Here is a 14,469-nt window from a genome sequence, read left to right as displayed (position 1 = left end):
CGCAATTTAGGAGTCAGAGGAGTCAGAGAAGTTAATGGGTTGACTTTTCTGACTTTTTTTGATTGAAAATTGCGGGGGATATTCTATTGCCGATGGGCATCGGCAATATTGCTGAACATGTTCGGCAATATTGCTGAACGGCATCGTCAATGTTGCTGATGCGCATCGGCAACAGAATTGTCTCTGTATTAGGGTTGTTTCTGTGTCGGGTTTGCACTATTTTTGAAAAAAGTTTAGAAAGGGTGAGTACAAACGGTCCTTAAAAGAGTTTGTAAATAAAGAATCATGTTGTTGGCATGAAAAACACAGCATATATAGAACGCTATAGGTCGTTATTGGAGGAGGATGAAATCATTCGTGCATGGATGCATTCTCGCTGTGGCGATCTTAGATTATTAGATCAGATGAAAAAAGAGAATCCCGAAAAGGAACAAGAAATAAGAGAACTGCAAACGATTTTTAATAAACTTAAAATTGTAGAGAAGGGGCTTTCTCCGCTGGAAAAGGAACGGTTGTGGAACCGGATAGAAAAGAAGCGGAAGAAGACTTACCATGTGTTGCAAATGCGGAATGTTTTGCGTTATGCGGCTGTTGTGGTGTGTGTACTTGCTACTTCTTTGTATTTCTTTTGGCAGAAAACACCGGGGGATATTCCTGTCGATTACGAATCGATCCTCTCGGAAATGATCTTTGAGGAAGATTCGGTTCAGAATGTCTTATTGGTCTTTTCGGATGAGAAAAAGATGGAAATGACGGACGAGAAAGTGGAATTGGTCTATGATGCGCAAGGAAATATCTCTGTCAATTCATTGAATATAGAGAATGAAGCCTCTGCCGGTCGTCAGACTGACGGTTACAATCGTTTGTATGTTCCTTATGGGAAAACCATGCACGTATCGCTCAGTGACGGCACAAAGATATGGGTGAATTCCGGGAGTCGTCTGATTTACCCGGCTTCGTTTGCCGGTGGGAAACGGGAGATTTACCTGGATGGAGAGATCTATCTGGAAGTGGCCAAAAATGAAAAAATGCCGTTTGTCGTTAAAACCAATGACATAGAGGTGGAGGTGTTGGGAACCGCCTTTAATATTTCTGCTTATACAAATGAAGATACCCAGTCGGTGGTCCTGGCAAACGGTTCTGTGGCGGTCAAAAATAAGAGTCATAAGCAACCGACGATTATCCAGCCGAATCAGAAATATACATTGGCTAAATCGACTCAGGAGGTGCATTTAGACACGGTCGATGTGTTTTATTATATCTGCTGGAGATACAATCTGATCCTGTCTGATTCGGAATCCTTGTCGACGATTCTTAAAAGGCTGGAACGTTATTATAATGTGCGTGTAGATTATAATCCGCATGAAATAAATGCGATCCAGGTGAAAGGCAAACTGGATCTGAAGAATACGATAGAAGAAACCCTGCATATTATCTCAATGACCACATCCATCAACTATTCGATAGAAGATGAATCTATAAAAGTAAGTGTTAATCCTTAAAAAAAAGAAAAAACAAAGATGAGTTGAAAAGTTAAAAGCAAAAAAAACCGGAGAGTAGTGCGAATACCCTCCGGCAAAAAGATCAAAAAAATTAGTTTTTTAATCCTAAACATCACAAAAGTATGAATTTTAAATCTATTAGAAGCGTGTTCTTTCAAGAAATACGTGGTTCTGTAAGTATTATGGGAATATCACTCATGGTGCTGCTGCTGAGTCCTTTTTCCCTGGCAGCGAGTGATAGCGTCTTGGCTGAGGAGGATGTTACCGAAAGTGCTCAGCAATCTCTTATCACAGTAAGTGGAGTTGTGACAGACTCGCATGGCGAGCCGATTATCGGTGCCAATGTGTTTGAAAAAGGAACGACACGCGGTGCTATCTCCGGTGTTGATGGAGATTTCAAGTTTAGTGCCAACCCGAACGGCACATTGGTTATTTCTTACGTTGGATTTATTACCCAGGAGATACCCATTCGTAACAATACAAAAATAAATGTAAGCCTGCAGGAAGATGCTTATCTGTTGGACGAATTGGTGGTTGTCGGTTATGGTACGATGCAGAAGAAACAGGTAACCAGTGCGATCACCTCTATCAAAGGGGATGATATGCTGAAGGGAGTCGGAGGATCTACGGTGGCTTCTGCCCTGGTTGGGAAAATCACCGGTTTGGTACTGCATGAAAGTTCAAGTGCAAACTCCGGAGCCGAATTGCAATTGCGCGGTATGGGATCTATCAACGCGGGTAAATCGCCCCTGGTTGTAGTCGATGGTATGCCGGGAGCCGACCTGCGTTCGGTGTTGCCGGAAGATATTGCGACTATTGATGTGTTGAAAGATGCGTCGGCAGGAGCTATCTATGGTACACGTGCGACCAACGGGGTGATCCTTATCACTACGAAGTCTGCTCAAAATACAAATGGGAAAGCCAAACTTTCTTATACGGGAGAGGCTGTTTACAAAAAAGCGACCAATAAACCGGATTTATTATCTGCCGAAGAATATGTGGCTTATAACCGGGGTACGGATTATGGCGATCGTGTAGACTGGTGGGACGAAGCGTTGAACCCCAACAAATGGTCACAAAGACATGTGCTTACCTTGCAGGCCGGCAGTGAAGGTGCCAATATCTATGCTTCTATGTCGTATGAAGATATGGAAGGGGTAAAGAAATTTGATACCAGCGAACGCTATTCCGGACGTATCAATGCTAACTTCAAACTGCTCGATGGCTGGTTGGAAATCAAAACCCATGCCGATTACCGTCAGAACTGGAGAAACCAAAGTACACCTAACTTTGAACAAGCGTTACGGAATAACCCGACGCGTTCTCCTTACGATCCGAAAAGTCAAACCGGATATAATGTTTGGTTGAATGAGTCTTTGGACAATAACACCATCGCGGATGCAGCATTGCGCACCAACGAAGGCTTGGATAAATGGTTCAAACCGGATGTGACCGTGAAAGTGAATGTGTTGGAGGTGCCCGGACTTACCGTGCAACAAACCATCGGTTATGAGAATCGTCAATGGGAACAACATGAATATGAGTCGCGCTATCGTGCCGGACAGCAGGAAGATGGAAAAACCGGTTGGGCTAAACTGTCTTTCAGTAAAACAGAATACCTGAACTCGGAAGGCTATATCAATTATGTAAATTCTTTCAAGGATCATACGATCAATGCAACTGTCGGATATAACTACTGGCGGAAAAACGGGGAGAGCTTCAATGCCGAAAACTCAAACTTTACCAATGACCTGGTGAAATTCTGGAATTTGGGCGAAGGAACGTATCTGAAGACCGGAGAAGCGGGTATGTCTTCTTCTAAGAATATTACCGAAAAGCTGATGGCTTATTTTGCTCGTGTGAACTATTCTTATATGGATAAATATATGGTTACGGCAACGGCAAGACGGGAAGGTTCTTCTAAATTTGCCATGAATAACCGTTGGGGTACTTTCTGGTCGCTTTCTGCCGGTTGGCGTATTTCGAAAGAATCTTTTATGCAGGATATTAGCTGGATCAATGACTTGAAGTTGCGTGCTGCTTATGGGGTTGTAGGGGATGACAGCTTTAGTGCTGAATATGCTGCTACGATGTATGGATCTGACCAGTATTGGTTGCTGCCCAGCGGTGCCTGGATGAACTCTTATGGAAAGAGCCGCAATATCAATCCGGATCTGAAATGGGAAGAACAGAAAGAGTGGAACGTCGGTTTTGACTATTCTTTCCTGGATAACCGCCTGTATGGTAAATTCGATGTGTTTAAACGTGAGAGAGACGGTATGATTTATGAAGTGCAAGTACCACAACCTCCTTATGTAGAACAGAAAATGCATAAAAACATCGGGGTGAAATCAGATAAAGGATGGGAATTTGAGATCGGTAGTGATATCGTTCGTTCAAAAGACTGGGATTACTCGATGAATGTCGGACTTTCTCATGTGAAAGGAGAGATCAAATCTTTATGGGGAGACCAATCTTATTTCAACGATGGTGGATTCCCCGGACCGGGTAACCCGGGAGATGCTTTCCGTATACAAGCCGGATCAAAGATCGGTCAATTCTATATCTGGAAGTTTGCCGGATTTGATGACGATGGTAATTGGTTGTTGTATAACAAAGAAGGTGAAGTGATTCCTGCCAAGGATAAGAAATATGAAGATAAACAATATGTAGGTGATTATACCCCGGATCTGTATCTGAACTGGAACCACTCCTTGCGTTATAAACGATTTGATTTGTCGGTATCTTTGATCGGAGCTTTCGGCTTTGATATCTATAACGCGACAGATATGTATTTTGGTATCTCAAGCATGAGTAACCTGAACGTGTTGAAAAGTGCCTATGGTAAATATGCGCATATTAAAGGGGAAAAGGAACTGTGTGACTTCTACCTGCAGAATGGTTCTTATCTGAAGATTCAGAATATCAACCTCGGTTATTTATTCGATTTGAAGCAATATGCGAAAATGCTGGATACCGCCCGCTTGTATGTGTCTGTTAATAATGTATATACCTTTACCGGTTATGACGGAAACGATCCTTCGACAATTAATTTGACCGGATTTAAAAATGGTATTGACTGGCATAACAGCATCAATCCGATGGCGCGCACATTTACTTTAGGTTTACAGGTTAATTTTTAATATGACAATGTTATGAACAGAATAAAATTATATACAATTGTAGGAGGTTTGCTGACGTTATTCGCCCTGACAAGTTGCGATATCGACGCAGAATATTACACGCAGACAGTACCTGATACTTTCTATGATTCACAAGATAATGTCTGGCAACGCTTTAACCGTCCGTTTACACACTGGCGGTGGTATGTGGGAGATGCTTCCGAAAGATGGATCATGCAGGAGTTGGGTACGGATGAGGTATGTCAACCGACCCGCGGCAGTGACTGGTATGACGGAGGACAATATTTGCGTTGGCACTATCATGAATACAGCGCAGAGATGTCGAATATCTACAACGGTTGGTATGGCTTTGCGATGGGTGTTGCCGTGGCATGGGACGCTTTGGAAGATATCGATAAATATGTAGACTTTGAAGGCATGGGCTTTCCGGCAGGAACCAAAGAAGCGATGCTGAAACAACAACAAGCCCTGGTGGCTTCGTTCTACCTGGATGGATTGGATTTCTTTGGCGGGGTGCCTCTTTACCTTTCTACACATGAAGAGGTGAAAGGCAGAAGCACAGCAGTGGAGACCTTTAATTTTATTGATTCTCTATTGACAGACGCTATTCCGAGCCTGCCTAAAAAGACAGAACTGGGTGCGATTGAAACCGGAAAGATCAACCAGGCTACCGGTGCTGCCCTGAAAGCTAAATTGTATTTCGGAGCTAAACAGTATATCGGTAAAGAAATGTTTGTCGAATGTGCCCAGATTTGCCGCGATATCATCAATGGTGTGTATGGAGCGTATAAACTGGAAGACGACTGGACAAATATTTTCGGATTTAATAATAGTACGAGTACGGAAATTCTCTGGACAATTCCGAATGACTTTAATGGATTACGTACGAATGCCGGTTATTATGATCGCTGGTTCCATTACAACTCTCGTATTTATTTAGGAGAAATCGACCAGAATGGTAATAACGGATTGGCCTTGGTGCCTTCTCTGGATCCGAAAGGAAATCCTTATGCGTATCGTTTGGGTGGTGTTTATTCTAAATTCCACGATCAGGATGTCAGAAAACAACCGTATGTGTATGAAGGGAATGGTAAATACCGTGGTATGTTCCTTGTAGGGGAGCAAACCAATCCGATCACCGGAAAATCATGTATGGGTAGCCGTGATTACAATGGACAGGTATTGAATATGGTCGATCAGATCGCCTTGCTTAGTAAAGTAGGAACAGCTGAATATCCGACCCTTAATGATGTGCCTTCGAATATGTTGGCGGCTGAGGAGAACTCAGGAATCCGTTTGATTAAAAGAGTGCCGATCCCTAACCAGGAAGACCGTACAATGAAATTTAATCCGGATGTGCCTATCATTCGTTTAGCGGAAATGTATTATATGCTGGCTGAATGTGAATATCGTGCAGGCAATAAAGGGGAAGCTGCGAAATGGTTTAATGCCGTTCGTAAACGTTACTTTACAGGAACAGATCCGGATCCGGTAACCGAAGCGAACCTGGATAAATACCGTATCCTGGATGAGTGGCAGTTGGAATTTGTTGGAGAAGGACGTCGTCGTACGGACCTGATTCGTTGGGATGCTTATGTGACTGAAAACTGGTGGGATCACCAAGCAACCAATAATAAAAACATAGAACGTTTCCCTGTTCCTGAAAGAATTATGGGATCGAATAACCTGATAGAACAAAACCCCGGCTATTGATCGGGCGTATATTTAAGACCAATGTGAAGTGAAGGGGGCACCTGCGGGTGCTCCCTTTTTTTGCTTTTGCAAAAGAAGATAAGGGAAGAAAAACTTTGAACCTAAAGAAATTATCCCTACCTTTGCCCCGCGAAATTTTTAATTAATCATTTAAAATTAAAACAGAGTTTATGAACAATTACGAAACCGTTTTCATTTTGACTCCCGTTTTGTCTGATGCGCAGATGAAGGAAGCGGTAGAAAAATTCACAAACCTACTCAAAGCAGAAGGTGCTGAGATTGTGAATGAAGAAAACTGGGGATTACGCAAATTGGCTTATCCCATTGAGAAAAAAACAACAGGCTTTTATCAGCTGGTTGAGTTTAAGGCAAATCCGGAAACTATCGCGAAACTGGAAATTCATTTCCGTCGTGACGAACGTGTGATTCGCTTCCTGACTTTCCGCCAGGATAAGTATGCAGCAGAATATGCCGCAAAGAGAAGAAATTTGAAATCATCTAAAGAAACAGTAAAGGAAAATTAATTATGGCAGCTCAATCAGAAATCAGATATTTGACCCCACCGTCAGTGGACGTTAAAAAGAAAAAATATTGCCGTTTCAAAAAGAACGGTATCAAGTATATCGATTACAAAGATCCTGAATTCCTGAAGAAATTCCTGAACGAACAAGGAAAGATTCTTCCTCGTCGTATTACCGGAACTTCATTGAAATTCCAACGTCGTATCGCTCAGGCAGTGAAGCGTGCACGTCATTTGGCGTTGCTTCCTTACGTAACCGATTTAATGAAATAATAAATAAGAGAGGAGACAGAATATGCAAGTTATTTTGAAAGAAGATGTAGTAAACTTAGGCTACAAAGACGATATCGTAACAGTAAAGAACGGTTACGGACGTAACTTTCTAATCCCTCAGGGTAAAGCAGTAATCGCTTCTGAGTCTGCAAAGAAAGTATTGGCTGAAAACCTGAGACAACGTGCTCACAAATTGGCTAAAATCAAAGAAGATGCGCAGGCAGTAGCTGCCAAATTGGAAGGTGTATCGTTGACAATCGGTGCAAAGACAAGTTCTACAGGAACTATTTTTGGTTCGGTAGGAAACATCCAGGTAGCAGAAGCATTGGAAAAATTAGGCTTTGAGGTAGACCGCAAGGTTATTTATATCAAAGAAGCAGTAAAAGAAGTGGGAAGCTACAAAGCGCAGGTGAAACTGCACAAAGAAGTTTCTGTAGATATCCCATTCGAAGTAGTATCTGAATAATCCGATACAAAAGATAAAAAGAAAGGCTGCCCGTATGGGTGGCCTTTTTGTGTTTATTGCCTGTCGTAAAAGAAGTAACTCTTTCTGTATATTCTTAATTAAGGCAAAGGCTTCCTATAAATCGGTAAAAAATAGTACATTTGTTCCGGATTTAGAATTGAATACGCGCGTGAGCAGAAAGTTTTTTCTATACACAAATCTGGTAGTTGTCCTGTTTCTCTTTATGCCTTCTTTGCAGGCGGCGGGAAAGGATTTTATTGTCGTTATCGATCCCGGACATGGCGGCAGGGATCCCGGTGCTTTGGGGGCTACGGCTAAAGAAAAAGATATTAATTTGGCTGTGGCATTGAAGTTGGGGCGTGAGATTACGCATAAACACAAAGATGTTCGGGTTGTTTACACCCGGGACAGGGATAAGTTTGTCGAACTGGATGAGCGGGCGCATATAGCCAATCGGAATAAAGCAGATCTTTTTATCTCTATCCATACCAATGCTGTAAGAACAGGGACGGTGAGAGGTACCGAAACATATACCCTGGGTTTGGCGCGTACGGAAGAAAACCTACAGGTCGCTATGCGTGAAAATGCGGCTATCCTTCTGGAAGATGATTATATGCAAAAGTATGAAGGCTTTGACCCGAACTCGTCGGAGTCGTATATCATCTTTGAATTTATGCAGAACAAACATATGGAACAGAGTGTTTTTCTGGCATCGGAGATACAGAAAGGCTTTGTGGCGGCTAAGCGATTGGACAGAGGGGTGCGGCAGGCCGGCTTTCTTGTCTTGAGGAAAACGAGTATGCCCAGTGTGTTAATCGAATTGGGGTATATCTCTAATAAAGATGAGGAGCGGTATATGAAGTCGGCCGAAGGGCAGAACAAATTGGCTGAGGTTTTATACCATGCTTTTATTAAGTTTAAAAGAGAATGGGACAGAAAGCAGGGGGCTTTGAATGAGGGGGGTACTGCAGGAAGGCCGCAGCAAACACCCCAAAAGCGGTCGTTGCAACCTGCAGAAAAGAAGGAAAATACGGTGGCTCCGATTGCTCATACGGCTTCAACTGCCCCTGCGGGGAAGATTGTGTATAAAGTACAGATCCTGGCCTCTGATAAAAAGATAACAGCGCATTCCAAACAATTGAAAGGGTATAAGAATGTCAGTTATTATGTCGAGAATGGGATGTATAAATATACCTATGGGGAGTCGACCAGTCTGAACGAGATAAATAAAGTACGTCGGCGTCTGCTCAAAGACTTTAAAGATGCTTTTGTGGTATCGTTTAAAGATGGGAAAAAGATAAAATAGAATTAGTCAGAATAGAATCATAATTTAGTAAGGAAGAAGATGAAACATGCATTTACGAAGGAAGCAAAGATAGGCTTGGTTACTATTGTCAGCTTGGTGTTATTATATGTAGGGATTAATTATCTAAAAGGGATTAATCTTTTCAAACCTGTAAATCATTATTTTATAACCTTTGATAATGTAAAAGATGTAACCGTGTCCAGTCCGGTGTATGTAGAAGGCTTTAAGGTGGGGCTGGTAAGAAGTATAAACTATGATTATTCAAAAACAGACGCTATTACTGTGGAGATAAGCCTGGATAAGGAGATGAAAATAAACAAAGACAGTTATGTAACTATTGTCCGTAGTCTGCTTAGTGGTGGGGAGTTGCATATTCACCTGAATAAGTATGTCTCTGAATATGTCAAGTCCGGTTCTGTTTTGGAAGGACGGGTAGAAGAGGATATGATGGCTTCGGTACAGGAGAAGCTCTTGCCGGGAGTTATCGATTTACTGCCTAAGGTGGATTCGATCCTGGTGGGTTTGCAGGCGATTGTGACGCATCCGGCTTTGAGTCACTCGTTGGATCATGTGGAGCGTTCGACGGCCAACCTGGAGGTGTCTACGCGTAAATTGAATCAATTACTGGATAAAGAAGTGCCGGTTATTGTGGAGAACCTGAAAACAATCACGGATAATTTCGGTACCGTCAGCTCTAATTTGAAAGATCTGGACTTGCAATCGACAGTAAACGAGGTTAATGAAACTTTAGCCAGCCTGAAAGTGACAACGGCGAAGCTGAATTCGACCGATAATTCCCTGGGTCTTCTGTTGAATGATAAAGCTCTTTATGATAATTTGAATAATACAACCGTGAATGCCTCCATGCTTTTGCAGGATTTACGGGAGAATCCCAAACGTTATGTGCATTTTTCTATTTTTTAAATAGAAGGGAAATGAAGGGGGATACCCTTATTTAGAACAAGTCTAATTAAGAAAAAAAGGTAATATTTTTTAGAAATTTCCTCTAAGCTATTCAGGTAAAGGATTATAAGCTTTTTTGACTTTCACTTCAGGTAGAGATGCCCGATTTTGAAATGCTTCGTGACAGCTTTTGTATAGGGGGTGTTTGTCTTTTTTGTCTCTCTTACGTCTTGAAAATCAGATTGTTATTTGTAACTACCTGAGGTTAAATAGCATATTGAAAGAATTGTTTTTCCAAATTTTTCCGACCTTTTTTTTTTCGTTTTTATTTTGAAACTTTGTAAGCCGAAACTCCAAAAGAAGAAGAAAAGAGGAAGGAGTATTTAAAAAAAAAGAGAATTAGAAATGCAAGGTGATTGTCAAATATTATGGAATAACTGTCTCACTATTATTAAGGATATAGTGCATGAAGCTGTATTTACCACTTGGTTTATGCCTATTGTACCGTTGTCATACGAAGAGAATAAGTTTACAGTTCAAGTCCCGAGTCAGTTTTTCTATGAATATTTAGAAGCTAAATATGTAGATGTATTAAGGGTTACCATCCATCGGGTGATTGGTCCGGATACCATTCTGTGTTATCGGGTTACAGTCGATAAAACGAATGGGGGAACAATCGATTATCCGACTGGAAAAGGACTTGTTGTACCTGCGCAGAAAACAAAGGATATCACAAAGGCTCCCAATCCTTTTACCCAGGTAGCTCCCCAGGATCTGGATCCTCAATTGAATCCGAAGTATAATTTTGATAATTTCTTTGAAGGAGCAAGCAATCGTTTGGCGCGTACGGCAGCTGAAGAGGTGGCTAAGAACCCAGGAAAAACAACCTTTAATCCTTTGTTTTTATACGGTCCTTCAGGTGTAGGGAAAACGCACTTATGCCATGCTATCGGGGCACGTATACGGGAACTTCATCCGGAGAAAAAGGTTTTATATGTTTCTTCTCATCTCTTCCGTATTCAGTTTACAGATGCTATCCGTAAAAATACGACAAATGACTTTTTGAATTTCTATCAGAATATTGATGTCTTGTTGTTGGACGATATCCAGGAGTTGATCGGAATGGATAAAACACAGAATACTTTTTTCCATATTTTTAATCATCTGCATCAACTGGGTAAGCAATTGGTGTTGACTTCGGATAAAGCTCCGGTGGATCTGCAAGGCATTGAAGAACGCTTGATTACCCGCATGAAATGGGGCTTGACAGCAGAGATGTGTCGTCCTGATTTGGAGTTGCGCAAGAAAATATTGAATTATTTCATAGCCAATGAAGGCCTTCAAATGCCTGAAGAGGTATTTGAATATATTGCTGAGAATGTGACAGAGAATGTACGTGACCTGGAAGGAATCCTGGTTTCGTTGATGGCGCATGCTTTGATTAATAACAGAGAGATAGACTTGCCTTTGGCTAAGCGGGTGATTAATCAAGCTGTCCGGGTAGAGAAAAAACAACTTTCTGTTCAAAAGATTCAAGAGATTGTCTGTGGATATTATAATCTGGAGCAAGCGGTGATTCAGACAAGTTCCCGTAAGCGGGAGATTGTACAGGCCCGGCAGATTACCATGTATTTGTCGAAGAAATATACAGACTGTTCTTTCTCTCATATAGGAAAGATTGTAGGAAAAAAAGACCATGCAACGGTATTGCATGCTTGTAAGACGATTAAGGATCAAATAGAGATAAATAAATCTTTCCGTTCTTCCATAGAAGAGATTGAAGAATTGCTGAAGAATTAAAGAAAAAAAGATATTTTTTCATAAAAGGAAGACCTTCCACACGGAAGGTCTTCCTTTTTATTTTGGGAAAAGGTGCTTTGTGGGTGGTTTTCCTTTTTGGAAAACATTTTGATTTTGTGATTTGTTTAATTTGTTGATATTCAGTTGTTGTTGTATTTGTTTTGGAAAACTTTTCAACAAATGATGTTTTTCTTGTTTAATAATTTGGTGAATTATTAAACTATCATTAATCTTGTAGTCTTTAGCAGAATTTATAATTTCAATAATAAAATTTTATATTGTGGATCTTAAGACGTATACCTTTGATGAAGCGTTTAAGGCTTCGATTGACTACTTTGCCGGGGATGAGTTGGCCGCCAAAGTATGGGTGAATAAGTACGCCCTTAAAGATGCATTCGGTAATATTTACGAAAAATCGCCAGCCGATATGCATCGCCGTTTAGCAAAAGAAATAGCTCGTATAGAAAAGAAGTATCCTAATCCGTTATCCGAACAAGAACTTTTGGATCTTTTTGATCATTTCCGTTACATCGTTCCTCAGGGAAGTCCGATGACTGGTATTGGAAATGATTATCAAATAGCCTCTCTCTCGAATTGCTTTGTGATTGGTCTGGAGGGGGTAGCCGATTCGTATGGTGCCATCATCCGTGTAGACGAAGAACAGGTGCAACTGATGAAACGCCGCGGGGGGGTAGGACATGATTTGTCACATATCCGTCCGAAAGGTTCGCCGGTAAAGAACTCGGCATTGACATCGACAGGGTTGGTTCCTTTTATGGAACGTTATTCTAATTCGACCCGCGAAGTAGCTCAGGATGGACGTCGGGGAGCTTTGATGTTAAGTGTTTCTATAAAACATCCGGATTCGGAATCTTTTATCGATGCCAAGATGTCGGAAGGAAAGGTTACCGGAGCCAATGTATCGGTAAAGATAGACGATGAGTTTATGAATGCCGTTGTCAATGGAACACCTTACAAACAACAATATCCGGTCGATTCGGATGCCCCTACGCATGTCAAAGAAATAGATGCTCCGGCTTTATGGAAAAAGATTATTCACAATGCCTGGAAATCGGCAGAACCCGGTGTCCTTTTCTGGGATACCATCATAAAAGAATCTGTTCCCGATTCTTATGCCGACCTGGGATTCCGTACTGTTTCGACGAATCCTTGCGGGGAAATACCGCTTTGTCCTTATGATAGCTGCCGTTTGTTGGCAATCAATTTGTATTCTTATGTGGTGAATCCGTTTACCCCAGAGGCTTCTTTTGATTATGAATTATTCAAGAAACATGTAGGTTTGGCCCAACGTATCATGGATGACATCATTGATCTGGAGTCGGAAAAGATTGAAAAGATTCTGGAAAAGATCGACTCGGATCCCGAATCAATGGAGGTAAGACAAACCGAACGCCATTTGTGGGAAAAGATACAAAAGAAAACGCTTGAAGGACGTCGTACAGGTGTTGGCATAACGGCTGAAGGAGATATGATTGCTGCTTTGGGCTTGCGTTATGGAACGGAAGAGGCTACCGAATGTGCCGAAAATATTCAGAAGACATTGGCTATTGCTGCCTACCGTTCTTCCGTAGAGATGGCGCGGGAGCGGGGAGCCTTTACTATTTATGATGCCAAACGGGAAGAGAAAAATCCGTTTATCAATCGTTTACGTGAGGCTGATCCCGCTTTATACAAAGATATGGTGAAATATGGACGTCGTAATATCGCCTGTCTGACCATTGCACCGACAGGAACGACCAGTCTGATGACACAAACAACTTCCGGTATAGAACCTGTATTCCTTCCCGTATACAAACGCCGCCGCAAGGTGAATCCGAATGATGCTTCGGTGCGCGTTGATTTTGTAGATGAGACGGGAGACGCTTATGAAGAATACATAGTGTTCCACCATAAGTTTGTTACCTGGATGCAGGCAAATGGTTATTCCGTTACAAAGAAATATACATCGGATGAGGTGGATGAACTGATTCTGAAATCTCCTTATTATAAAGCCACATCGAATGATATTGATTGGGTGCAAAAGGTGCGTATGCAAGGACGTATCCAAAAATGGGTGGATCATTCCATCAGTGTGACCATCAATTTACCTGCGGATGCAACAGAAGACCTAGTGGATTCTCTCTATGTAGAAGCCTGGCGTTGCGGTTGTAAAGGATGTACGGTGTACCGGGATGGTTCTCGTTCCGGGGTATTGGTGTCTACCGATAAAGGAAAGAAGAAAGAGGAGGATTGCGATTGCATGGAACCGCCTGTGATTGTTTCTACCCGTCCACGTGAACTGGAAGCGGATGTGGTGAAATTCCAGAACAACCGGGAGAAGTGGATTGCTTTTGTCGGACTATTAAACGGTCGCCCGTATGAGATCTTTACCGGATTGGCAGATGATGACGAAGGTATTATGTTACCGAAAAATGTAACAAAGGGTACTATCATCAAGAGCCGGGATGAAGATGGTAATAAGCATTATGACTTCCAGTTTAAAAACAAACGTGGTTACAAAATGACCATTGAAGGTTTGGATGGAAAGTTCGATCCTGAATACTGGAACTATGCCAAACTAATCTCCGGAGTATTGCGCTACGGTATGCCTATAGATCAGGTAATCAAATTGGTACAAGGAATGGAGTTGGATAGTGAATCGATCAATACCTGGAAGAATGGGGTTGAGCGTGCCTTGAAGAAATACCTGCCCAATGGCGCTGAAGCCAAAGGACAGAAATGTCCGAATTGTGGTTATGAGACATTGATTTATCAAGAAGGTTGTTTGATTTGTACCAATTGCGGTGCATCCAAGTGTGGATAAATAACAAAAATCTTTCGTC

At 41.8% G+C, this 14,469-nt stretch carries 10 protein-coding genes; all 10 read left to right on the top strand.

The features are described 5' to 3' along the window. Positions 1-296: 296 nt before the first annotated feature. The 10 genes from D0T51_RS06010 to D0T51_RS05965 all read left to right on the top strand — a co-directional run bounded on the left by D0T51_RS06010 (position 297) and on the right by D0T51_RS05965 (position 14,450). Positions 297-1,502, top strand: coding sequence for a FecR family protein (locus D0T51_RS06010; protein ID WP_163726598.1), 1,206 nt, complete (start codon positions 297-299; stop codon positions 1,500-1,502). Positions 1,503-1,684: 182 nt separating this feature from the next. Further along, entirely contained in the window at positions 1,685-4,645 is a 2,961-nt protein-coding gene (locus D0T51_RS06005; RefSeq protein WP_239056708.1) for a SusC/RagA family TonB-linked outer membrane protein, read from the top strand. Positions 4,646-4,657: 12 nt separating this feature from the next. Next, on the top strand, positions 4,658-6,358 hold the full coding sequence (locus tag D0T51_RS06000) for a RagB/SusD family nutrient uptake outer membrane protein (RefSeq protein WP_163726592.1): 1,701 nt from the start codon (positions 4,658-4,660) through the stop codon (positions 6,356-6,358). Positions 6,359-6,528: 170 nt separating this feature from the next. After that, the gene (gene rpsF / locus D0T51_RS05995; protein ID WP_163726589.1) at positions 6,529-6,882 is read left to right on the top strand and encodes a 30S ribosomal protein S6; all 354 of its coding nucleotides are present in this window, start codon (positions 6,529-6,531) and stop codon (positions 6,880-6,882) included. Continuing rightward, positions 6,882-7,151 carry a 30S ribosomal protein S18 gene (rpsR, locus tag D0T51_RS05990; RefSeq protein ID WP_280748462.1) on the top strand — a complete coding sequence of 90 codons (270 nt, stop codon included), beginning with the start codon at positions 6,882-6,884 and terminating at the stop codon, positions 7,149-7,151. The genes rpsF and rpsR overlap by 1 nt, the downstream gene beginning before the upstream one ends. 22 nt (positions 7,152-7,173) lie before the next feature. Continuing rightward, positions 7,174-7,617 carry a 50S ribosomal protein L9 gene (rplI, locus tag D0T51_RS05985; RefSeq protein ID WP_163726582.1) on the top strand — a complete coding sequence of 148 codons (444 nt, stop codon included), beginning with the start codon at positions 7,174-7,176 and terminating at the stop codon, positions 7,615-7,617. A gap of 169 nt (positions 7,618-7,786) precedes the next feature. Continuing rightward, positions 7,787-8,923 carry an N-acetylmuramoyl-L-alanine amidase gene (locus tag D0T51_RS05980; RefSeq protein ID WP_280778945.1) on the top strand — a complete coding sequence of 379 codons (1,137 nt, stop codon included), beginning with the start codon at positions 7,787-7,789 and terminating at the stop codon, positions 8,921-8,923. Positions 8,924-8,962: 39 nt separating this feature from the next. Further along, a complete protein-coding gene (locus tag D0T51_RS05975) occupies positions 8,963-9,847 on the top strand; it encodes an MlaD family protein (RefSeq protein WP_163726576.1) in 885 nt (294 codons plus the stop codon). A 384-nt stretch (positions 9,848-10,231) separates the two neighbouring features. After that, the gene (dnaA, locus tag D0T51_RS05970) at positions 10,232-11,626 is read left to right on the top strand and encodes a chromosomal replication initiator protein DnaA (protein WP_163726573.1); all 1,395 of its coding nucleotides are present in this window, start codon (positions 10,232-10,234) and stop codon (positions 11,624-11,626) included. Between the two features lie 280 nt (positions 11,627-11,906). Beyond that, a complete protein-coding gene (locus D0T51_RS05965; RefSeq protein ID WP_163726571.1) occupies positions 11,907-14,450 on the top strand; it encodes an adenosylcobalamin-dependent ribonucleoside-diphosphate reductase in 2,544 nt (847 codons plus the stop codon). Positions 14,451-14,469: the final 19 nt, after the last annotated feature.

It is taken from the genome of Parabacteroides sp. 52, from assembly GCF_010500925.1.
Taxonomy (GTDB): Bacteria; Bacteroidota; Bacteroidia; order Bacteroidales; family Tannerellaceae; genus QVMG01.
This window is presented reverse-complemented; position numbering and strand designations above follow the sequence as displayed.

What these genes read in the sequence shown, in the direction of transcription:
- D0T51_RS06010 (WP_163726598.1), top strand. Translation starts at nt 297, where the DNA reads ATGAAAAACACAGCATATATAGAACGCTATAGGTCGTTATTGGAGGAG.
- D0T51_RS06000 (WP_163726592.1), top strand. Translation starts at nt 4,658, where the DNA reads ATGAACAGAATAAAATTATATACAATTGTAGGAGGTTTGCTGACGTTA.
- D0T51_RS05975 (WP_163726576.1), top strand. Translation starts at nt 8,963, where the DNA reads ATGAAACATGCATTTACGAAGGAAGCAAAGATAGGCTTGGTTACTATT.
- rpsF (WP_163726589.1), top strand. Translation starts at nt 6,529, where the DNA reads ATGAACAATTACGAAACCGTTTTCATTTTGACTCCCGTTTTGTCTGAT.
- D0T51_RS06005 (WP_239056708.1), top strand. Translation starts at nt 1,685, where the DNA reads ATGGGAATATCACTCATGGTGCTGCTGCTGAGTCCTTTTTCCCTGGCA.
- dnaA (WP_163726573.1), top strand. Translation starts at nt 10,232, where the DNA reads ATGCAAGGTGATTGTCAAATATTATGGAATAACTGTCTCACTATTATT.
- rplI (WP_163726582.1), top strand. Translation starts at nt 7,174, where the DNA reads ATGCAAGTTATTTTGAAAGAAGATGTAGTAAACTTAGGCTACAAAGAC.